The organism is Brevundimonas sp. (assembly GCF_027484365.1).
Lineage (GTDB): Bacteria > Pseudomonadota > Alphaproteobacteria > Caulobacterales > Caulobacteraceae > Brevundimonas.
Window position 1 is genome coordinate 95,234 of sequence record NZ_JAIXTC010000019.1, and the last position, 19,476, is coordinate 114,709.

Genomic DNA, 19,476 nt, shown 5'->3' on the forward strand with positions numbered 1-19,476 from the left:
GCCGTGCTGGAAGTCGCGGTCATCGCACTTCGCTGGCTTCAATACGGCGGCGGCGTCGTCCTTCTCGGCGCGCCGCTGTTCCTTCTCTACAGCTTCAGAGGCGCCGACGCGCCGGACCTGGCCTGGTCGCGACCGACATTGCGCCTCGCCGCGATCATCGTCGCGCTCGGCTCGCTCGCCGCCCTGGTGGCACAGACGGCCGTCATGGCGGGGTCGCTGGGCGAAGCCGTCAAACCCGCGTCACTGTCCTTCATGGTCACCGGCACGGCCCTGGGCATGGCGATGGTCGTGCGGGCCGCCGCCGCATTGCTTGAGCTTGTCGCCTTGGTCGCCCTGAAACCCGGTCGCGCGCTCTGGAGCGTGACGACCGCCTTGGGTCTGATCGTGGCCGCCAGCTTCGCGTGGACGGGTCACGGCGCGGCCACCGAGGGCCCTGGCGGGCCCATCCATCTTGTCGCCAACATCATTCACGCGGTGGCAGCGGCCTTGTGGCTGGGCGCCCTGGCGGCGTTGACGGCCCTGCTTCTGCGCCGAACCGGTCCGGACGACCTTGCAATCCATCGCGCCCTGCATGGCTTCGCCGGCCTTGGAACGCTCGCGGTCCTGTTGCTGGTGCTGACCGGTCTCGTGAACAGCTGGTTCCTAATCGGTCCCGAGCGCGTGGCGTCGATCGCGGGCAACCTCTACGGCCAGCTTCTGGTCGCCAAGCTCGTCCTCTTCGGTTGGATGCTTGCGCTGGCGGCGAGCAACCGGTTCCGGCTGACGCCGACACTGGGCTCTGCGCTGGAGACGGGCCAACCCTCCGTCGCCGCCATGAGCGCGCTCCGGCGCAGCCTGTTGGTCGAAACGGGCCTGGGACTCGCCCTGATCGGCGTCGTGGCGGTCATGGGAACCCTGCCGCCCCCGGCGTCTCTGTAGGTTCGATTGCGATGATCAAAATGAGATCGTCGCTCCGCCGACCGTTGAAGTATGATCAGACAATGCCGTTCCTGCGTCATGACCTCGTCCGACTGACGACCGCGCTGCTCGCGGCGTTTGCCGTGCTGTTCGTGTCCACCGCTTCGATCGCCTGCGAAGCTCCGGTCGATCAGGATATGGCGTCCATGTCGATGAGCGGCGACGGCGTCCCGTGCGAGCCGAAGACCGTCAGGATCTCGTGCCATAAGGCGTGTCTGGCCATCTGCCAGGGCCTTGTCCCCCAGGGCGGTGAACCCACCCCCGCACGGGTCTATGCATCTGTCCTCTATCCATCCCTTGATGCGCGCCATGCCGATTTCACTGCGGAGGCGGACGACCCTCCCCCACGACGCTGATCCTGTTGAAGAAGACCGAACTCATTCAATCAAACAGAGATCAAAAACATGAAACGCACTCTCACCCTCGCAGCCCTGGTGCTGCTGGCTTCCGGTTCAGCCGCCTTCGCGGCCGCGCCGGACGCCGTGGCGCAGGCCGTATGCGCTTGCTGCGACGCTATCGCAGCCTGCGCGGAAGCTTGCACCTGCTGCTGATCGATTGATCGGGGACGCCCGCCCGCGAGGGCGGGCGTCTTCTCGAGGTTCCCCACCGACGTCGCAGGGCCGGCGACCCGCTGGCGCGGGCCTGAGCGTCAGCCGGGCGCGCGCGACGACCAGTGAATGTGGTGGATGCGCCAGCCGTCGGCATGGCGTTTGAGGACCATGGTTTCGGTCGTCAGGCGGTCTACGGCGCGGCCGTTGAATTGGCCCGTAGTGCGGCCTTCGGTGGTGATCCAGGCGATGTCCCCGTCGGCCCATCCCGATCTGCGCGTCACCGTCGCTTCAGAGGCGGCGGCGAAGGCGGCGTCCGAGCCCAGGTGATGGGACGCATACTCGTCGCGCGATCGCTCCGCGCCACCCTCCTCGAAGATCATCACATCCGGCGCCATCAGGGCCAGGGCGACGGCCGTGTCGCCGGCCTTCAGGGCGACGTGAAAGGCGTCGACGGCCGCCGCCGCGTCCGCAGCTTCCGCGGCGACCGAGCCGGCGGCCTGGACGTGCCCGTGGGCGTGGTCCTGGGCGAAGACGGAGGTCGCCGAAAGCACGGCGAGCGACAGGACGAGTGCGAGAGAGGTGCGGGACATGGCGAACTCCGGATTGTGGGTGATCTGAACGGGCTGAGCGCGATCTGCGTCAGGCCGGCGGGTTGTGGCGGGCGAACACGCGGGTCGCGCCCGAGCGAAGCACCAGCAGGGTGTCGTAGGGCTCCTTGTGCCCCTGCGGCGTCTCCATGCCGGGCGAACCGAGCGGCATGCCCGGGACCGCGACACCCACCGCCGCCGGTCTCTCGGTCAGCAGTCGAATGACGTCCGGGGCCGGCACATGACCCTCGACCAGATAACCATCGATCAGACCAGTATGACAGGAGGCGAGCGCGTCCGGCATGCCCCGGCTGCTCCGGACCGATTGAAGGCTCGGAAGGACGGTGATGGTGGTGGTGAAGCCCGCCTCGCGCATGTGGGCGATCCAGGCGTCGCAACAGGCGCAGGTCGGCGTCTTGAAGACGGTGAGGTTTCTGGACGGACGGGTCTTGGCGCACGCGGATCCGCCCATGCCGATGAAGACGGCCGCGCCCATCAGCAGACGACGGTTCAGATTGGCGGGATTCAAAAGGGTTCTCCCTGATCGCTGTGGACGGATCGCTGCGCCTCGACAGGGTCAGCGCGCTCCGGCGCCAGCCGCGCCCGCAACCACCGTCGGCCAGGCTGCTCCACGAAGACATGGATGGCGGCCGCAGCGGCGAGCGTCAACACAAGCATGGCGGCCAGTTCAACCAGGCCCATTCGATAGTCGGCGCCCCAGCCGGCGAACGCCTGCGCCGCGTTGCGCCACACCATCAGGATGGGGATGTGGACGAGATAGAGGGCGAACGAGGCCTCGCCGGCGAACAGAAGGACGGGGTGAGACAGGAAGGTCTGGACCGGAGCCTTGGCCAACAGGGCGAGCGACAGGATGAAGGGACCGGCCGCCGCCACGATGACCCGGTCGTCGGCGCCGATCTGCATGAGCGTCAGCAGCAGGGTCGTGGCGGCGAGGGCGCCCATGAGGGACAATCGCGGCGAAGGCGTCCAGCGCTGACCGAGATAGTAGAGGCCAATGCCGTAAAGGAATTCGGGAACGATCCGCAGGATCCCGAGGCTGTCCTCGGCTCGAGGCAGCATCCGGCCGAACCAGGTGCGGTAGAAGGCGTCGAGGGCGACGAACAACAGCATGGCGAGTGCGATCAGGACCCACGGCCTGGCCCGCAGCCGGAGCGCGAGGGCGGCATAGGCGGGAAAGGCCAGATAGGCGAACCACTCCGCCGACAGCGACCAGGCCGGTCCGTTCCAGAGCGCCATGCTCTCGCGCGGGAACCACGCCTGAACCAGTAGAAGGGTTCCCGCGAAGTCGACGGGATTAAACCGGCCAGGCTCGAGCCCGACGCCGAACACAGGCGCGATCAGCACCAGCCCAAGCATGGCCAGGAGGATGAACAGGTGAGCCGGATAGATCCGGGCGAAGCGCGCCGCCAGGAATCGACCGTAGTTCGGGGCCCTGTCTCCCTGCAGGTAGACGTGGGTCAGGATGAAGCCCGACAGGATGAAGAAGACATCCACGCCCAGGCGCGCGCGGTTCAGCAGGCCCGCGCTCTCCGCCGGGAGCGTCCAGTAGAGCTGGAAGTGGAACAGCACGACGCCGAGGGCGAGAAAGAACCTCACGCCCGTGAGCGGATCGAGCACGTCGGGGAATGGAACCCGCGTGGGCCCTGCTCTGTCGCTCACGTCTTTTCCCCGGACGACAGGGCGCGTCCCGGTCGTTCTCTGGTATCTACGCGGGCGACGGCTCGTCCCCTCGTGAGGGGACCGGAAGGCCGGCGCGTATGGCATATGGGGCGTGACGCAGGTGCGCAATGACTGACGACATGAATGAACTGATCGCAGCGGTCGGGCCGGGCGACGCCGGCCGGCTGGTCGGCATGGAAGACGCGGTCTGGGTGCGGATCGGCGAACGCAGGGAGCGCGCCCGCATGGGTCAGGTCCGGGTCGCCGCCGTTGCGCTCGCGCTGGTGATCGGCGTCGCGAACGGAGGGCTGATGCTCATGGCTCCGCGGCCGGAGCCGTCCGAGATGCGGATTTTCACCGTCTCGGCGGGCTTGTCGCCTCTTTCCGGCCTGGACGTTCGGGGATGAGGGCCGCCTGGAAGTCGATTTTCATTACGGCCATCCTGGCCGCGCTGGCCAGCGGCGCGGCGACCTGGGCGAGCGCGACCTGGGTCATGCGGGAGCGGCAGCCGCCAAGCCTGCACAGCGTCGTCCATGAGAAACTCGACCTGAGCCCTGAGCAGGATCGACGGCTCGACGTGGTCGAAGCCCGGTTCGCCGCTCAGCGGCCCGCGCTCGAAGCGGAAGTCCGCGCGGCCAATCGCGAACTGGCGGCCGCCATCGCCGCCAGTGACGGCGACACGCCCCAGGTCCAGGCCGCGGTTGATCATTTCCACGCCGCCATGGGCGATCTGCAGAAGGCGACGATCACCCACGTGTTCGAGATGCGATCCGTCCTGACCCCCGCGCAGGCCGAGGTGTTCGACGCCGCCGTCGTCGAGGCCCTGCACGACGACGCCGGCTAAGCGGCGCGCGTGGGTGCCGAGCAGAGCATCGAGGCCCGTGCAGCGACCGGAGACCGGGCCGCCTTCACCGCCTTGATGGCCGCCACAAAGGCCGATCTCTACCGGTTCGTGCGCCGCTATGTCGGCGATGAGTCCGAAGCGCATGACGTGCTTCAGGAAAGTTATGCGTCCGCCTGGCTCGCCCTGCGGCGGTATGATCCGGCGCGGCCGTTCGACGTCTGGCTTCGCTCCATCGCCCTCAACAAATGTCGAGACTGGGGCCGGCGGCGCGCGGTGCGCCGGGTCGTGCGCGGCGTCATGGGCCTGGAGGCGCCCGAGGCGGCGGCGGTGGGCGACGATGCGCCCTCACCCGAGACCCGGCTGGACGATCAGCGCAGGGCCGAAGCTCTGCAACGCGCCTTGCGGGACCTTCCCGACGCCCTGAAGGGGCCGCTTCTGCTCGCCACGCTCGAGGGACGGTCTCACGCCGAGATCGCCTCGATCCTCGGCATTACGCCCAAGGCGGTCGAGACCCGCGTAGCCCGCGCCCGCAAGACCTTGACGGCGGCTCTGGGCCAGGCTCCCGGCGGAGACGCTTGACCTTGCCATGATGGGAAGGTGCACAGGCTGCGATCCCGACGTCTGTGGCGTCCTGACGCAAGGGGTACGCCGCCCGGCTGCGTATCTGAACGAACGGCTGAATAGCCCGACCAAGGAATTTCTCGCCTATGTCCACGCCCCGCCTCGATCGCCGAACGCTTCTCCGTGGCGCAGCCGCCGGCGGCGGGCTGCTGGGCCTGCAGGGTTTGCTCCCCGCCTGGGCGCAAACAGGATCGGCGGGACTGCGGGCGGATCTTCCGACACTGACGGGACCGAACATCGACCTGACCGTCGGACACACGCCCTTCACCGTGGGCGGCCGCACCGGCCATGCGGTGACCATCAACGGCGTTCTGCCGGCGCCGCTGTTGCGTCTCCGGGAGGGCCAGAACGTCCGGCTGTCGGTGACCAACGGCCTGGACGAGGACACCTCGATCCACTGGCACGGCCTGCTCGTCCCGTTCCAGATGGACGGCGTGCCCGGCATCAGCTTCCCCGGCATCCGGGCGCGTGAAACCTTCGTCTACGAGTTCCCGATCAAGCAGTCGGGCACCTTCTGGTATCACAGCCACTCCAACCTTCAGGAGGCGATGGGCCACTACGGTCCGATCGTCATCGACCCGGCGAGCGCCGATCCGGTCGCCTACGACCGCGAGCATGTGCTGGTCCTGTCGGACTGGAGTTTCATGCATCCGCACGAAATCCTGGCCAAGCTGAAGAAGAGTCCGGGCTACTTCAACCAGCAGCGCACCACGCTGGCGGGGCTCATGGACGGCAGCGACCGCATGAGCCTGGAGGAACGGCGCATGTGGGGCCAGATGCGGATGGACCCGCGCGACATCCTCGACGTCAGCGGATCGACCTACACCTATCTGATCAACGGCCATGGGCCGCAGGAGAACTGGACCGGCCTGTTCCGGCCCGGCGAGCGGGTGCGGCTGCGCGTCATCAACGCCTCGGCCATGTCGATCTTCAACGTCCGCATCCCGGGCCTGCCGATGACCGTGGTGCAGGCCGACGGCGAGAATGTGCGCCCGGTCGAGACGGACGAGTTCCAGATTTCAGTCGCCGAGACCTACGACGTCATCGTCCAGCCGACCGAGGACCGCGCCTACACCATCGTCTCCGAAGCCATCGACCGGTCCGGCATGGGCCGGGCGACCCTGGCGCCGCGCCTGGGCATGACCGCAGAGGTCCCTCCCCTGCGCGAGATCCCGAACCTGACCATGCGCGACATGGGCATGGGCGGAATGGATCACGGCGCGATGGGCGACATGTCCGGTATGGACCATGGCGCGATGGCCGGCATGGACCACGCGGCTCCGGCCCAGAACGCGCCCGCAGCCGGCGAGATGACCGGGATGTCCATGTCGGGCATGAACATGCGCGATCCCGAGAACGCTCCGCCCGACATGGCGGTAGGCGTCGGCGTCGATGCGATCGCCATGGACCCCGCCAACCGTCTGGGTGAGCGTCCGATCGGTCTCACGACCGTCGATCATCGCGTCCTCGTCTACACCGACCTGGTGTCGCTCCAGCCGAACAAGGACCCGCGGCCGCCCTCGCGCACGATGGAAATCCACCTGACCGGCAATATGGAGCGGTTCATGTGGGGGTTCGACGGCCGCAAGTTCAGCGAACTGGTCGAACCCATCCGCTTCGAACGCAACGAGCGGGTGCGGGTGACCCTGGTCAACGACACCATGATGGCCCACCCGATCCATCTGCACGGCCACTTTTTCGAACTGGTGACGGGCGGGCCCGCCGGGCATCAACCGCTGAAGCACACGGTCAACGTCGCGCCCGGCGGCAAGGTGACCTTCGACCTGACCGCAGACGCACCCGGCGACTGGGCCTTCCACTGCCATATGCTGATGCACATGCACGCCGGCATGTTCAACGTCGTGACGGTGCGGCCCATGGACGGAGCCGCCCAATGATCCGCCTCGCCGTCGCCTTCGCCCCGCTGATCCTCGCCGCCAGCGCCTTCAGCGCCCAGGCCCAGGACCCGCACGCCGGCCATACGATGCCGGCGCCGACCCGCCCTGCTCCGGCCCCGACGCCGCAGGCGCCCGCCCGACCGGCGGCGCAGGACCCGCACGCGGGTCATGTCATGGTGCCCGCGCAGACCCCGCCCGCACCCGATCCTCATGCCGGTCACCCGATGCCGGCCCAGCCCGCGCCCGTCGATCCCCATGCGGGCCACGACATGTCGGCCCCGGCCCCGGCGCAGCCTGATCCGCACGCCGGACACGACATGTCGACCATGAGCATGGGACCGCCCGACGTGCCGACCAGCGCCGACAATCCCGGCCGTCCTCCGGAGGACCCGCTCCCGGCCGCCGCCCTGGGCGGCCCGGTCCATGCGGCTGACCTCGTCTTCGGCGCCGAGGCGATGGCCGCCTCCCGCCGGACCCTGGTCCGCGAGAACGGCGACGTCCGCACCACCGCCGTCATCATCGACCGTCTCGAGGCCGGTTTCAGCGACGACGGCGAATCTTATCTCTGGGACGTCCAGGGTTGGACGGGCGGCGACATCAACCGCTTCTGGTGGAAATCCGAGGGCGAAGGCGACTTCGGCGGCGATCTGGAGGAAGTCGAACTCCAGGCGCTCTACAGCCGCGCGGTCACGCCCTTCTGGGATGCTCAGGCCGGCGTGCGTCAGGACTTCCGTCCCGACGGCGAGGACACCACGCATCTGGTGCTCGGCCTCCAGGGCTTGGCGCCTTACTGGTGGGAGATCGACGCCGCCGCCTTCCTGTCGACCGAGGGCGACCTGACCGCCCGCATCGAGGCGGAGTACGACCAGCGCATCACCCAGCGCCTGATCCTCCAGCCCCGCCTCGAAATCGACGCTTCGGCCAGCGATATTCCGGAGCAGGAGATCGGCTCGGGCCTGTCCTCGGTCGAGGCGGGCCTGCGACTGCGCTACGAGTTCCGCAAGGAGTTCGCCCCCTATATCGGCGTCGAGTGGAGCCGCGCGCTCGGAGACACTGCCGACTACATCGAGGCCCGAGGCGGCGAGGCTGACGACATCCGCTTCGTCGTCGGCCTCAAGGCCTGGTTCTAACCGAAGGAGCCCACCCCATGATGATCCGTACCCTCGTTATCACCGCCGCCCTGGCGGTCGCCGGCGGCGCCGCCGCACAGGACCCGCATGCGGGTCACGCTATGCCGGCCCAGGCCGTCGCGCCCCAATCCGGCATCACGACCGTTCCTGCGAATGGCGCGATGACCCAGGGTTCGCCCGATCGGTTCAGCGTCACGTTCCCCCACGCGATGGTCCTCAAGACCGTCACCCTCTCCGCCGAAGGTCAGGCTCCGGTCGACGTCACTGTCCCCGCCGCGCCGGCCGCCGCCACCGTCGGCGTGGCTCTTCCGCGCCTCGCGCCGGGGACCTACACTGCCGCCTGGACCGCCGAAGGTCCGGACGGTCACAAGATGTCCGGCTCCGTCAGCTTCATGGTTCACTAGGAGAACGACGATGAAGGTTTCCAACCTGTTGGCCGCCGCTGGCGCGATTCTGACCCTGAGCGCGGGCGCGGCCCTGGCGGCCGAAGGCTGCGAGTGTTGCAAGGACATGGCCGCGGACGCCGCCATGACGTGCTGCGACGAGATGAAGACCGAGCCCGGTCCGGCGGAACCCGCGCCGCCCGCGCCGGCGCCATCAGACACGCCGGCGCCACAGGGGCACGCCGACCACCACTGATCGCCGCGGCTCGATCGGCTCCAGCGTCCTCCGGTTTGGGGGGCCGCTGGAGCGGTCGGGAATCAGAGCGGCCCGCCCCATTCGTCGACCTGCCCTGCGTTGGCCGACGCCCTGATCGCGTCCCGCCGGACGAAGTGAACGGTTTCCGCTCGCGTTCGCGGTACGGCGACGAAGCCGGCATTCGCGAATGCGATGTGCTGGGGCATCAAGGGTCCGGATGGATCCGCTCGCCACCATCCGTCCACGGCCGCAGCCTTGGGAAGGATGCCGCCTACAATCCGTTCGATGTCCCGGAACGTCAGATCGACCTCAGCCTGCTTCTGCCGCCGAAGGAAGGATGTGAGGGGAGCGTATTTGGCCATCGGCGTGTTTTCCTCTCTCACCGCGGTCGGTCAAGCCCGACTCGCGAGACCGGCCATGAGTTGTGTAAGATCATCAGCGGCGGGTTCCGGGAACGATAGGCGCCGATCAAGAGCCAGGGGACGCGTGAGCGTCGGCGGCGATCGGCGGTGAAACGCCGGGCTTCTTCACAGAAGTTCCTGGCCCGCCCCCTTTCTCCTCAGGCCGGATCGATCAATCCGTCGCGGACGGCGGTCGCGACCGCCTCTATCCGGGTGCGGACCCGCAATTTGGCGCAAACCTTTTCGAGATAGGAATCGACCGTTCGGGGCGACAAGGACAGGATTATCCCGATGTCAGCGGAGCTTTTTCCGCGACACACCCACTGAAGGCACTCTTGTTCGCGCGGGCTCAGGGAGACGGCGCTGGGCTGTCGATCCGGATCTTCGGCAACGGCTTCCATTGTACACCACTGGTTGTCCGCTCTCATCCGTACACGGGGTATTTGCTCACGGGCAACGTCAATGTTTTGCGGGTCATCCGCCGCTTTTTTGCGGGTTCAAGGCCGGCTCGACAGAGTTGAAGCGTGCGCCGGCGGCGACTACAGCCATGGCGTCGGGCGCCGTGAGATAGGCGTGTAGCTGGAGTCAGGGTTCGCCTATGGCGGAGGCAGCGCTGGGCGCCGAAGTAGCGGGCCTCATTCGCAGAGGATTCCAACGCCCGACCCCTCCGCCTTGCGTCTCGATTCCGTTTGATTCATGCTCCGGTGTCGGCGTCCGCGCCGATAGGGGCCTGGAATCCCCTGTGCGAAGTCAAACTCAACGACGCGCGTCCTACGCGCCTGTCGCTTGTCAGCGGCCCGAACTCGTGCGCTCGCCCGGGCTGCGGAGCTTGCGCGATCTCGTCTGCGGATTCCCCGTCCTTCCCCGGAGGCCGGAGAGATGCGTTGACCGATGCCAAAGAGCTGAAACCGGAAGTGGCGGAGGGCCTGAACGGCCTTTATCGCCGCTATGCCGGCTGGCTCGATGGACGGCTCAGGGCGCATGTCGGCGCCGATCAGGCGGCCGACGTGGTCCAGGAGACCTATCTTCGCGCGGCACCCTATCCGAGTGGGGACATCCGGCACCCTAAGGCCTTCCTGCTGCGGATCGCGCTCAATCTGGTGCGCGATGAGAGTCGACGCCTGAAGCGCCAGCGCGAGTCGTCAGGCGATTTCGGGCAAGATCAGAGCGAGTCCGCGTCTCAGGCGGAACAGCTGATGCTGAAGCAGATCGTCATCTCCATGCCTCCGCTTTATCGGGACATCTTCGTATTGAGCCGCTTTGGCGGTATGACTTATCCCGAGATCGCCGCGGCGCGCGGCCTCAGCGTCAAGACCGTCGAGTGGCGGATGTCGAAGGCGCTGGAGCACTGCGTCGCCCGGCTGGACGATTAGGCAGGTATGATGACGGTCGATGGCGACCTCGACATCCGGCGGCAGGAAGCCGCTTCCTGGTTTGCCCGCCTGAGCCAGCGGCGCGTCTCCACGGACGACGTCAAGGCGTTCAGCGCCTGGCGGCGAGACCCGGACAACGCCCGCGCCTACGAACGGGTCGAATCCGTCTGGAGCGCCACCAACACTCTGGCGGGCGACCCCGACATCAGCGCCCTGACGGCGGAAGCGCTGGGCAAAGCCCCGCCGCCCGTGCGCGCGCGGGCCATGGTGTCCCGGCTCTGGAAGCCGCTCGGCGGCGTTGCACTCGCCGCGGTCGCGGTCCTCGCCGCCGGAACCCTCTGGGCCGTCAACCGGCCGCTCGACTATGCGACGGCCGTCGGTGAGCAGCGCACGGTTCGTCTGGACGACGGGTCGCGCGTCACGCTCGACACGGGGACCCGTATTCAGGTCCGACTGCGCGACGACCGAAGATCGGTGGCGCTCCTGTCGGGACAAGCCTTCTTCGACGTGGCCGGCGACCCGGCTCGGCCCTTCGTGGTCACGGCGGGCGACACCGACGTCACGGCGGTCGGAACCCGTTTCGACGTGCGGCGGGATGGCGACGGCGCCCGGGTGACGCTGATCGAAGGCCGGGTCGCGGTCCGGGAGACTACCCGGGCGGGGACAGGCTGGTCGCTCGATCCGGGTCAGCAGGTGGTCACGACGCAGGCCCGACCAGCGGTGGCGTCGATCGATGTCGTGCGCGAGACGAGCTGGACCACGGGCCGGCTGATCTTCGAAGGGACCCCGATCCGTGTCGCCGTGGCGGAGGTGAACCGCTACAGCGACGCCAAGATCGATCTGCGGGCGTCCCACATCGCGGACATCCCGGTCAGCGGCGTCTTCGACACCGGCGACACCGACGGCTTCATCGCCGCGCTTCAGGACCTCTATGGCGTCACCGCCGAACGGCGGCCGGACGGCGCCGTGATTCTGTCGGGCCCGACGGCCTGAAATTAATTCGTAAGCGGACTTAGGGTGACCCGCCCTCCCCGTCGTCTCTTCCCCGTCCCGCCAACGAGCGGGTAACCTAAGGGGGAAAGAGTATGCGTATGGGTCTGGGTTCAACAGCGCTGTCCGCGCTGCTCCTGGCGTCGGCGACGCCGGTGATCGCGCAAACCGCGGACGCGGTGAGACGCTATGACGTCGCCGCGGGACCGCTTGATCGCGCACTGACGGCCTTCGCCCAGCAGAGCGGGCAACAGATCCTGTACCCGGCCGCTCTCGTCGCCGGCCGTCGATCGCCGGGCCTCAGCGGGAGCCATTCGGCCGAGTCCGCCTTGGCGGCGTTGCTCCGCGACACCGGCCTGTCGCATCGGCGGACCCGTCCCAATGTGTTCGTCCTCTACGACCCTTCGGCGCGGGCGGACGCGGATGCGGCCGAAGCGACCGAACTTGAGGAAGTGGTCGTTACGGGAAGCCTGATCCGTGGAGCGGGCGATGGCCCTTCGCCCGTGGTGACTGTGACCCGCGACCAGATGGACCGCGAAGGACGGGCGACGGTCGCCCAACTGCTCGCGAGCCTGCCGCAGAATTTCGGCGGCACCGCCAACGAGGGCGCACTGAACAATGGCGCCGACCGATCGGGGACCAACTCGACCTTTGCGAACGGCGTGAATCTTCGCGGCCTGGGCAGCGACGCCACCCTGGTTCTGATCAACGGTCGACGCCTGGCCGGCACCGGGGCCAAGGGTGACTTCGCCGATGTTTCCTCGATCCCCACGGCCGCGATCGCACGCGTCGATGTTCTGCTCGACGGGGCCTCCGCCCTGTATGGCGCCGACGCCGTGGGGGGCGTGGTGAACATCATCCTGCGTGATGACTACGACGGTGCGGAGACGCGGATTCGGTTGGGCGACACTTGGGACGGCGCGAGCGGCGAGTATCAGTTCGGACAGACGATCGGCCGGCGATGGACCGGCGGCGGCGCGATGATCACCTATGAATATTACGATCGGGAGGCGCTGGCGGGGTCTAAACGGCGGCTCGCCAGCGACGCGGACCTGCGTTGGCGCGGAGGAACGGATCGGAGGCAATACTATAGCAATCCGGGCAACATCGTCGTGTTCGACGCCGCTTCGGGGAGCTACGTTCCAACCTACGCAATCCCGCCGGGGCAGACAGGCGTCGGCCTTCGGCCCGGCGACTTTCTTGCCGGGCAAACCAACCTCGAGAACCACCGGGCCGGGGTCAATGTTCTCCCCCGTCAAACCCGGGAGAGCGTCTACGCTGCCGCCCGGCAAGACCTGGGAGACCGCTTCGAGATCAGCGGCGACGCGCGCTACGGACGACGCAACTACGAGACGGTGTCCTTCCCAATCAGCACCCTGTTGACGGTCACCTCGGCCAACCCGTTCTTCGTGTCGCCGACCGGCGCACGGTCGCACACCGTCGCCTATTCGTTCCAGAAGGAGATTCCGGCTCCGCGCATCAGTGGCGAGGTGGAAAGTCTCGGCGCCACCGTGGGCGGCGTGGCTGATCTGTTCGCGGACTGGAAGCTCGACGCCTATGTCGCCTATTCCTCCGAGGAAAGCCGCAACGCAACGGATGGCGCGCTACAATCGACCTATCTGCGAGAGGCGCTCGGAGCCGTAGCAGACAATCCGGCCACGCCTTTCAGCGCCGTTCGGGACGGCTATCTGAACCCCTTTGGCGACGGGCTGATCAGTAACAGAACCGTGCTTGATTTCATCAGCTCCGGCTACACGCGGACCTACAGCCGCACGACCGTCTCATCCGCCAATCTCCAGGTCGGCGGCACGATTCTCGATCTCCCGGGCGGCCCGTTGCGGCTGGCTGCGGGCCTGGCCTTCCGGGAAGAAACATTCGAGCGCCAGTTCACTGGATTCACGTCCGGGAGCGCGCCGGCCGTGGGCGCATCGACGGAAACGAGCCGACAGGTCTCGGCCGCCTTCGCCGAGGTGCGCCTGCCGCTCTTCGGCACCGACAACGCTCGCCCGGGATTGGAACGCCTTGAGCTCTCCCTTGCGGCGCGGTTCGAGGACTATGGCGACGTGGGGCAGACGACCAGTCCCAAGGTCGGCGTTCTCTGGAAGCCCACGAACGAACTGCTCTTCAGAGCCAACTACGGCCGCTCATTTCGCGCGCCCGCCCTGCGCGAGCTTAACGATGCGCCCAGCGCCAGTCCCTCCATCCTGCCGCGAGGGTCTCAACAGATCCTCTCGATGATCCTCTACGGCGGCAACCCGGATCTTCAGCCCGAGGAAGCCGACACCTGGACCGGCGGTTTCGAGGTCCGGCCGGAAGCGGTCCCCGGGCTTCAGTTCGGGGTGAACCTTTTTCGAACCGACTTCGACAACAGGATCGGCCAACCGGCGCTGGAGAGCATTCTCACGGCCTTGGGCGACCCGTCGCTGGCGCCGTTCGTGCGCACACTCGACCCGACCAACAACGCCGACGATCGGGCGGCAATCCAGGCCATTCTCGATCTGCCGACCACGGGTCTTCGAGACCTTTTCCCCGCCACCTCTTACGGCGCGATCGTCGATGCGCGTTACGTCAACACGGCGCGGGTCCAGGTTCAGGGTGCCGACCTCACCGCCGACTACGGCTTCGATCTCGGCCCGAACACGTTCAACGTGGCGGTGAACATGACCTGGCTGGAGCGTTTCGACGCTCAACCGACACCGACATCGCCCACCGTCTCACAGGTCAACCGCCCCAATTTCCCAGTCGGGCTTCGCGGCCGGACCTCGGGCAGTTGGTCGCGCGGATCCTGGACCGTCGCCCCTTCCCTGAACTACGTCGGATCGTACCAGGACCTCGTCGGTAACAGGATCGGGTCATGGACGACCGCTGATGTGCTGGTCCGATATGCGCCGGAGGACGGCTTCCTCGCCGGGACGAAGCTTTCGCTCACGGTCCAGAACCTGTTCGACCGTGATCCCCCATTTTACGACGCGCCCCAAGGCGTGGCCTACGACGCGGCCAACACCAATGTACTGGGCCGGTTCGTGTCCTTGCAGCTGACCCGGAGCTGGTGATGCGGAGCTCGCTATTGGCGCTCGCCGTGGCGGCGAGCCTGGCCGGAGTCTGTCCCGCGTCAGCCCAGTCCGGCCGACCGTTCACCGTCGATGACCTCGTCGGACACGAAGACACCGGCACGGTTCGCGTCAGTCCTGACGGACGGTGGATCAGCGTCGAGCGACAGGCGGCCTATGATCAGGCCGGCTCCTATGCGCTGTCGACGGCGGTGAATTGGCTGCTGAGCGAACTTGAGGTTCGCCCCGCCGCGGGTGGCGAGCCGACGGTCCGGCTCGCTTCTTCCGGCCACGACGTCGGCTATGTTTCCGGGCCCTTCTCTCCGGATGGCGCACGGATGGTGGTTTTCCGCGTCACCGAAAACAGTGTGCGCCTGGGCGTCCTGACGCTCGACACCGGCGCCGTTGATTGGCATCCGTTCACGCCGGAATGGATCCAGTTCGGCCGGACGGTCGCCTGGCGCTCGCCGACTGAACTGGTTTTCGTGGCTCGGCCCACGGATGATCCGCCGGTGGCGATGCGCGTCGGCTACCAGGCCCAGGCGCGGATCGAACGGCTGTGGCGTACAGCCGCGAGCGGCCACGGCGCCAGCTCGGTCTACATCCCGAGCGGCAGGCAGCGCGACAGCCGATCTCAGGCCCTGGCATCCAATCTTGTCGCTCTCGACGTCGCCAGCGGGCGTTCGCGGGTCTTGGCTTCGGGCGAATGGTTCGACCTTCGACTCTCGCCGGACGGCGGCCACGCGGCCCTCATTGAGGACGCCGAGGATCTTCAACCCAGTCCCGGCAGGCCATTGAGGGTCGGCGACCCTCTCCGCCGCCGTCGGCTGACGCTCATCGACCTGGAAACAGGCGCAACCCGGCAGCCGCTGCCGGATGAAGACCTGGCCATGTACCTGCTGTCATGGTCACCGGACTCGGCCCGCCTTCTGGTCTTCGGACGCCCTCTCGGCGGCGACTTCGACCAGGACGGGCGTTACTGGCTGGTCCCGGCGGACGGTCGCGCCCGACCGCTGGTCATGGGCGAGGACGCGCCCTGGATAGAGCGGACCTGGGACGGCGTCGCCGTGCCCCTGGCGAGTTGGGACGGCCCCCAACCTGTCGTCCAGGCACGCTCGCCAGCCGGCGCCAGGGTCTGGTTGCGGCCGGAAGCGGCAGGCGACCTTCGAGTCCCGGTCGTTGAACCGGCCGAACGCCTGGTGTCGCTTCACGGACGCGCGGCGATCCAACGGTCGGACGGCGTCTATCGCTTCGGCGGCGACGGCGCCCGCCTCGTCGCCGGGCGGCTCTGGGGCCAGGGTGCGAGTGGCGATGGCGGAAATCCGGAGCGGTGGAACCCCAGCGCGCTCGAGGCCGGCTCGCACACCGTCGTCGAGGGCGCGTGCCTGTCTCGCCTCGCCGGCGGCGGCCAGACGTGCGTGACGCCGTTGCAACCCGACGAGCGAATCCTCGCCGCCGGCCCGGACGCCAGTTTCCTCGTGACGCATTATCTGACCGATCGGGGTGACAGCGGTCTTCGCGTCCACCGGTCGGGCGGCGTTGAAGCGATCGCTCCCGCGAACGCAGGGTGGCGGGACATCGACTGGGGCCGGATCGTGCCGGTGCCTCACCCGGGCCCGGACGGGCAATCCCTGACCAGCTGGCTGCTGCAGCCGCCGGGCTTGCCGGAGGGCGCCCGGCCGCCGGTCGTGGTCGTGGTCTATCCCGGCTCCGCGCCGCGCTCGGCGCCGGCGGCCCTTTCGCCGGGCACGACACAGCTCCAGAACAACCCCGTGGTGCTTGCCGGGGCCGGCTATGCCGTCCTGGTCGTCAGCCTTCCCCTTAAGCCCGGCGGGCCTCCGGCGGCGGAGGGTCTCGCCGACCGCATCCTCGCGATCGTGGACGAGGCCGGCCGGCGGGGATTGATCGACGCGGATCGCGTCGCCCTGATCGGACACAGTTTCGGCGGATACGGCGTCCTGAGCGCCGCAACCCAGAGCGATCGGTTCCGCGCCGTGATCGCCTCGAACGGTTATGCGGACCTGAGCCGCTCCATGGAGTTGCCCGCCTTCTATCGCGTCGCGCCAGACGAGGGCGTTCCGGTCGGCCAGATGGCCGGCTGGGGCGAGACCGGCCAAGGCTCGATCGGCTTTTTCGCACAACGCCCAGAGGCCTATGTCGAGGCCAGCCCGCTGTACCGTGTGGATGATCTGCGCGCGCCCGTTCTCCTGATCGAGTCGGACCTGGACACGGCAAGGATGGGCTCGCTTTTCGGCGCACTCTACCGGCTCGACCGGGAAGCGGCCCTCCTCACATATTTCGGAGAGGGCCACACCTATGCGAGTCCGGGAAACCTGCGAGATCTACATGACCGGATTCTCGACTGGCTGGCGCGCTATCTGGGGCCGCCCACGCCGCTCGATCCGCTCAGTCCAGTGCCTGGCCCAGGTCTCCAGGACCGCCAGCAGTAGGGGACGGTTGCTGAGAGGACTCCATACCAGACGCTCCGGCGTCAGTTCGCGCTCCAGATCGACCCGGTCGATAAGGCGGTGTTCACTCAGCAGACCGTCGAGGAGAAACGGACGGAGCTCGGCGAGGCTGGAGAGGACGACCCGGCCATAAAACTGGCTGAGGTCGCCCTTGTCCCGGCGTTCGAGAATCGAGGGCGGCAACCGCTCGAAGAAGGCGACGCGAGCCAGTCCCCGATCTCTGACGCCCAGGATCAGACGATCCGCAGGGACCGCCATGACATGCTCGATCACCGGCTGGGTGAGGAGGGGATGCAGGAGTTGGGCCGCCCTCGCCCGTCGGCAATCGCTCCAGAACAGCTGGCAGTTCGCCAGCCGGAGGATCTGGCCGCGCTTCGCCGGTGGTATGTCATCGGCGTCGGCGAGCCAGGGATGGCGGCGGCGGACCGGGCTCGAAGGCCGCGGCGGCCAAAGGGCCAGGCCGCCCAAGGTCCAGGCCGAATGGCGCGTCCAACGTCCGACGTCGGCCCAGTAACGCGGGTCCAGACCACCCAGCCCTTCTCGGCGACGTCGGTCGATGACCACCTGGGGATCCGGAGCCTGGAAAAATACGGCATCCCCGCCCTGTCCCGTGATCAGGGCGGTGGCTCCGAGGCGGCCGATACGCTGGGCCACGTCCTCGTCGTAAGCTACGTCGACGCCATGAAGCGCGGGACGGAAACCCCAGCCGAGGGGCGCGAGCTTCTCCGGCGTGATGGGCGCGACCGGCTTGCGCGCCATCGTAAGGCGCGCACCACTTTTGTCAGCCGCAGCCTTTGCATAGGCGCGTTCGTCGCCCTCGGCCCAGTCCCCGAAATAATTGACGTAGGACGCCTTGGACCCTGCACCGACGGCCGCAAGGCTGCTGGAGACGATCGCGGAGTCCAGCCCGCCAGAGATTTCGCCGAGCAGGATCGAATGCCCTTCCGATACGCCGGCCACGGCGCCATCGACCACGCGGCGTAGGGCGTCGGGCGAGTCGTCCCAGGACCGCCCCCGGCAAGCGTCCGCGGGACGCCACACGGCGTGCGCCTCAAACTGATCACCGACCAGGGCGACGTCGCCCGGCGTAACCGAGGTTAGTCCACGCAGGGGCGGCCGATCGCTCAACAGACCGGGCTGGTCGGCGATCTCGTCCAACACGGGCCAGTCGATCGCGACCGCCTCCGGCAGAAGCAGATCGACCTCGGGCGGCAGTTGATCTGCGGCGACACGAAGCCCCCCGCGACGCCAGGCCAGGCAGTCGATCGCCCCGCTCGGGTCACGCAGCAGGCCGAGGCGGTCGTCGTCGGTGCCCCAGGCCAGGATGTATCGCCCCCAGCCGGCCCGGACGGCGCTGCGGCCCAGGTCGATCGGACCGCGGCTGCCGCCAATGACGGCGGACAGGGCCTGATCACGCCAGCGATACTCCCCGATAAGGACATGACGGCGTTGCACGAGACGCACGTTCAGCGGCGAGCGCGGTCCCAGATAGACCTCCAGGCCTCCCACCGAGATCGCGCATCGCCACCCGACCGCCTGAAGGGCTCCGCGCGCCCGGTCCAGGACGGCGGCGTCTTCGGCGCTGGGCCGGCTCGTCTGAATGACCAGATACCCGCGATCGGCCCAGGTCATCGGCAATAGATCGGGCTGTAGGCGGTCAGCCGTTCCACATCGTCGTTCAGACACAGACCGTCGGTCTGAACCCAGCAGTGGGCCATGAACGGGAAGAGCCTCACGCCGAAGACCCAGTCGGCCCGCAGCCCGCGTCGGCGAAGGAAACGCATCAGCAACGCCGATCGAACGAGACATTCGCCCTCGATCGGAAGCCAGGGCGCGAGCCGCCAGAAGGTCCGCGCCGCTTCGGCGACGCGGTCTGGCGTCCGATCATTCCCATCGTCGGCTGCGCCGGCGAGGTAGGCCTCGACCCCGGCCCCCGATCTTATGCGGCGCATCTCAGCCGTGGCGGCCAATGCCGCCCCCCAATCGAGAAGGCTCGCCGCCCGGGAAGGCCGCCCGTGGATCACGGTCTGTGTCGGCCGGGGCGGCGGCGGCGGCATGCGCGGTCGTGGTCCCTCAGCCAGAAGTCCGGCCTCAGCCAGGGCTCGCCCGACCATCCCCGCGCCAAAGATCGGGGCGCCGTCCGCGCCGCGGATCAGGTCACCGGCGCCATTGGGCAGGCAAAGATAGCTGTCGGCGGCCAGGTCGAGCAGGACCATGGCGTCGCCGACATAGGCGACATGCACATCGCCTCTCAGATCAGAGCCCATCGCCGTATCCTTCAAGGCGA

General features: G+C 68.0%; 21 protein-coding genes. 14 read left to right on the top strand and 7 right to left on the bottom strand.

Features of this window, described 5'->3' with window-relative positions:
• Positions 1-3 precede the first annotated feature (3 nt).
• From copD to Q0044_RS09880, 3 genes are all read left to right on the top strand, one after another.
• Complete coding sequence (copD, locus tag Q0044_RS09870) at positions 4-918, top strand: copper homeostasis membrane protein CopD (protein WP_298161881.1); 915 nt, start codon at positions 4-6, stop codon at positions 916-918.
• Positions 919-980: 62 nt separating this feature from the next.
• On the top strand, positions 981-1,313 hold the full coding sequence (locus Q0044_RS09875; RefSeq protein WP_191558025.1) for a hypothetical protein: 333 nt from the start codon (positions 981-983) through the stop codon (positions 1,311-1,313).
• A 48-nt stretch (positions 1,314-1,361) separates the two neighbouring features.
• Positions 1,362-1,508: a hypothetical protein gene (locus Q0044_RS09880; protein ID WP_164952583.1), complete on the top strand. Its 147-nt coding sequence runs from the start codon at positions 1,362-1,364 to the stop codon at positions 1,506-1,508.
• 98 nt (positions 1,509-1,606) lie between these two features.
• On the opposite strand, the gene Q0044_RS09885 is transcribed toward Q0044_RS09880, so the two are convergent.
• From Q0044_RS09885 to Q0044_RS09895, 3 genes are read right to left on the bottom strand one after another with little or no spacing between them, the layout of a single operon-like run.
• Positions 1,607-2,098 carry a YybH family protein gene (locus Q0044_RS09885; RefSeq protein ID WP_298161882.1) on the bottom strand — a complete coding sequence of 164 codons (492 nt, stop codon included), beginning with the start codon at positions 2,096-2,098 and terminating at the stop codon, positions 1,607-1,609.
• 49 nt (positions 2,099-2,147) lie between these two features.
• Complete coding sequence (locus tag Q0044_RS09890) at positions 2,148-2,624, bottom strand: DUF411 domain-containing protein (RefSeq protein ID WP_298161884.1); 477 nt, start codon at positions 2,622-2,624, stop codon at positions 2,148-2,150.
• Positions 2,621-3,775, bottom strand: coding sequence for an acyltransferase family protein (locus Q0044_RS09895; protein ID WP_298161886.1), 1,155 nt, complete (start codon positions 3,773-3,775; stop codon positions 2,621-2,623). Before Q0044_RS09895 ends, Q0044_RS09890 begins: the two co-directional genes overlap by 4 nt.
• A 140-nt stretch (positions 3,776-3,915) precedes the next feature.
• On the opposite strand from Q0044_RS09895, the gene Q0044_RS09900 reads away from it, so the two are divergent.
• From Q0044_RS09900 to Q0044_RS09930, 7 genes are all read left to right on the top strand, one after another.
• Entirely contained in the window at positions 3,916-4,182 is a 267-nt protein-coding gene (locus Q0044_RS09900; RefSeq protein ID WP_205911595.1) for a hypothetical protein, read from the top strand.
• On the top strand, positions 4,179-4,619 hold the full coding sequence (locus tag Q0044_RS09905; protein WP_207931464.1) for a Spy/CpxP family protein refolding chaperone: 441 nt from the start codon (positions 4,179-4,181) through the stop codon (positions 4,617-4,619). The genes Q0044_RS09900 and Q0044_RS09905 overlap by 4 nt, the downstream gene beginning before the upstream one ends.
• Positions 4,620-4,628: 9 nt before the next feature.
• Complete coding sequence (locus Q0044_RS09910; RefSeq protein ID WP_298161888.1) at positions 4,629-5,198, top strand: RNA polymerase sigma factor; 570 nt, start codon at positions 4,629-4,631, stop codon at positions 5,196-5,198.
• 128 nt (positions 5,199-5,326) lie between these two features.
• The gene (locus Q0044_RS09915; RefSeq protein WP_298161889.1) at positions 5,327-7,138 is read left to right on the top strand and encodes a copper resistance system multicopper oxidase; all 1,812 of its coding nucleotides are present in this window, start codon (positions 5,327-5,329) and stop codon (positions 7,136-7,138) included.
• On the top strand, positions 7,135-8,268 hold the full coding sequence (locus tag Q0044_RS09920) for a copper resistance protein B (protein WP_298161890.1): 1,134 nt from the start codon (positions 7,135-7,137) through the stop codon (positions 8,266-8,268). Before Q0044_RS09915 ends, Q0044_RS09920 begins: the two co-directional genes overlap by 4 nt.
• A gap of 20 nt (positions 8,269-8,288) precedes the next feature.
• Positions 8,289-8,672, top strand: coding sequence for a copper resistance CopC family protein (locus Q0044_RS09925; protein ID WP_298161892.1), 384 nt, complete (start codon positions 8,289-8,291; stop codon positions 8,670-8,672).
• A gap of 10 nt (positions 8,673-8,682) precedes the next feature.
• The gene (locus tag Q0044_RS09930; protein WP_298161894.1) at positions 8,683-8,907 is read left to right on the top strand and encodes an ammonium transporter family protein; all 225 of its coding nucleotides are present in this window, start codon (positions 8,683-8,685) and stop codon (positions 8,905-8,907) included.
• A gap of 62 nt (positions 8,908-8,969) precedes the next feature.
• On the opposite strand, the gene Q0044_RS16995 is transcribed toward Q0044_RS09930, so the two are convergent.
• On the bottom strand, positions 8,970-9,269 hold the full coding sequence (locus tag Q0044_RS16995; RefSeq protein ID WP_524536163.1) for a DUF7662 domain-containing protein: 300 nt from the start codon (positions 9,267-9,269) through the stop codon (positions 8,970-8,972).
• Between the two features lie 197 nt (positions 9,270-9,466).
• Positions 9,467-9,736: a response regulator transcription factor gene (locus tag Q0044_RS09935; protein WP_366941116.1), complete on the bottom strand. Its 270-nt coding sequence runs from the start codon at positions 9,734-9,736 to the stop codon at positions 9,467-9,469.
• A 486-nt stretch (positions 9,737-10,222) separates the two neighbouring features.
• Between Q0044_RS09935 and Q0044_RS09940 the strand changes: the two genes are divergently transcribed.
• From Q0044_RS09940 to Q0044_RS09955, 4 genes are all read left to right on the top strand, one after another.
• A complete protein-coding gene (locus tag Q0044_RS09940) occupies positions 10,223-10,681 on the top strand; it encodes an RNA polymerase sigma factor (protein ID WP_298161898.1) in 459 nt (152 codons plus the stop codon).
• Positions 10,682-10,690: 9 nt separating this feature from the next.
• Positions 10,691-11,674, top strand: a complete 984-nt coding sequence (locus Q0044_RS09945) for a FecR family protein (RefSeq protein WP_298161900.1) — start codon at positions 10,691-10,693, stop codon at positions 11,672-11,674.
• Positions 11,675-11,772: 98 nt separating this feature from the next.
• Complete coding sequence (locus Q0044_RS09950) at positions 11,773-14,724, top strand: TonB-dependent receptor (RefSeq protein WP_298161902.1); 2,952 nt, start codon at positions 11,773-11,775, stop codon at positions 14,722-14,724.
• Positions 14,724-17,171, top strand: a complete 2,448-nt coding sequence (locus Q0044_RS09955) for a S9 family peptidase (protein ID WP_298161904.1) — start codon at positions 14,724-14,726, stop codon at positions 17,169-17,171. The genes Q0044_RS09950 and Q0044_RS09955 overlap by 1 nt, the downstream gene beginning before the upstream one ends.
• On the opposite strand, the gene Q0044_RS09960 is transcribed toward Q0044_RS09955, so the two are convergent.
• Positions 17,064-18,821 carry an asparagine synthase-related protein gene (locus Q0044_RS09960; RefSeq protein WP_298161906.1) on the bottom strand — a complete coding sequence of 586 codons (1,758 nt, stop codon included), beginning with the start codon at positions 18,819-18,821 and terminating at the stop codon, positions 17,064-17,066. The two genes, Q0044_RS09955 and Q0044_RS09960, sit on opposite strands and share 108 nt — an antisense overlap.
• Positions 18,818-19,456: a lasso peptide biosynthesis B2 protein gene (locus Q0044_RS09965; protein ID WP_298161909.1), complete on the bottom strand. Its 639-nt coding sequence runs from the start codon at positions 19,454-19,456 to the stop codon at positions 18,818-18,820. Before Q0044_RS09965 ends, Q0044_RS09960 begins: the two co-directional genes overlap by 4 nt.
• Positions 19,457-19,476 lie beyond the last annotated feature (20 nt).

Bases quoted from the DNA above. Each gene is read 5' to 3' on its own strand.
- Q0044_RS09875 (WP_191558025.1), top strand. From the start codon at position 981: ATGCCGTTCCTGCGTCATGACCTCGTCCGACTGACGACCGCGCTGCTC.
- Q0044_RS09880 (WP_164952583.1), top strand. From the start codon at position 1,362: ATGAAACGCACTCTCACCCTCGCAGCCCTGGTGCTGCTGGCTTCCGGT.
- Q0044_RS09885 (WP_298161882.1), bottom strand. From the start codon at position 2,098: ATGTCCCGCACCTCTCTCGCACTCGTCCTGTCGCTCGCCGTGCTTTCG.
- Q0044_RS09900 (WP_205911595.1), top strand. From the start codon at position 3,916: ATGAATGAACTGATCGCAGCGGTCGGGCCGGGCGACGCCGGCCGGCTG.
- Q0044_RS09905 (WP_207931464.1), top strand. From the start codon at position 4,179: ATGAGGGCCGCCTGGAAGTCGATTTTCATTACGGCCATCCTGGCCGCG.
- Q0044_RS09915 (WP_298161889.1), top strand. From the start codon at position 5,327: ATGTCCACGCCCCGCCTCGATCGCCGAACGCTTCTCCGTGGCGCAGCC.
- Q0044_RS09920 (WP_298161890.1), top strand. From the start codon at position 7,135: ATGATCCGCCTCGCCGTCGCCTTCGCCCCGCTGATCCTCGCCGCCAGC.
- Q0044_RS09925 (WP_298161892.1), top strand. From the start codon at position 8,289: ATGATCCGTACCCTCGTTATCACCGCCGCCCTGGCGGTCGCCGGCGGC.
- Q0044_RS09930 (WP_298161894.1), top strand. From the start codon at position 8,683: ATGAAGGTTTCCAACCTGTTGGCCGCCGCTGGCGCGATTCTGACCCTG.
- Q0044_RS16995 (WP_524536163.1), bottom strand. From the start codon at position 9,269: ATGGCCAAATACGCTCCCCTCACATCCTTCCTTCGGCGGCAGAAGCAG.
- Q0044_RS09935 (WP_366941116.1), bottom strand. From the start codon at position 9,736: ATGAGAGCGGACAACCAGTGGTGTACAATGGAAGCCGTTGCCGAAGAT.
- Q0044_RS09945 (WP_298161900.1), top strand. From the start codon at position 10,691: ATGACGGTCGATGGCGACCTCGACATCCGGCGGCAGGAAGCCGCTTCC.
- Q0044_RS09950 (WP_298161902.1), top strand. From the start codon at position 11,773: ATGGGTCTGGGTTCAACAGCGCTGTCCGCGCTGCTCCTGGCGTCGGCG.
- Q0044_RS09955 (WP_298161904.1), top strand. From the start codon at position 14,724: ATGCGGAGCTCGCTATTGGCGCTCGCCGTGGCGGCGAGCCTGGCCGGA.
- Q0044_RS09960 (WP_298161906.1), bottom strand. From the start codon at position 18,821: ATGACCTGGGCCGATCGCGGGTATCTGGTCATTCAGACGAGCCGGCCC.
- Q0044_RS09965 (WP_298161909.1), bottom strand. From the start codon at position 19,456: ATGGGCTCTGATCTGAGAGGCGATGTGCATGTCGCCTATGTCGGCGAC.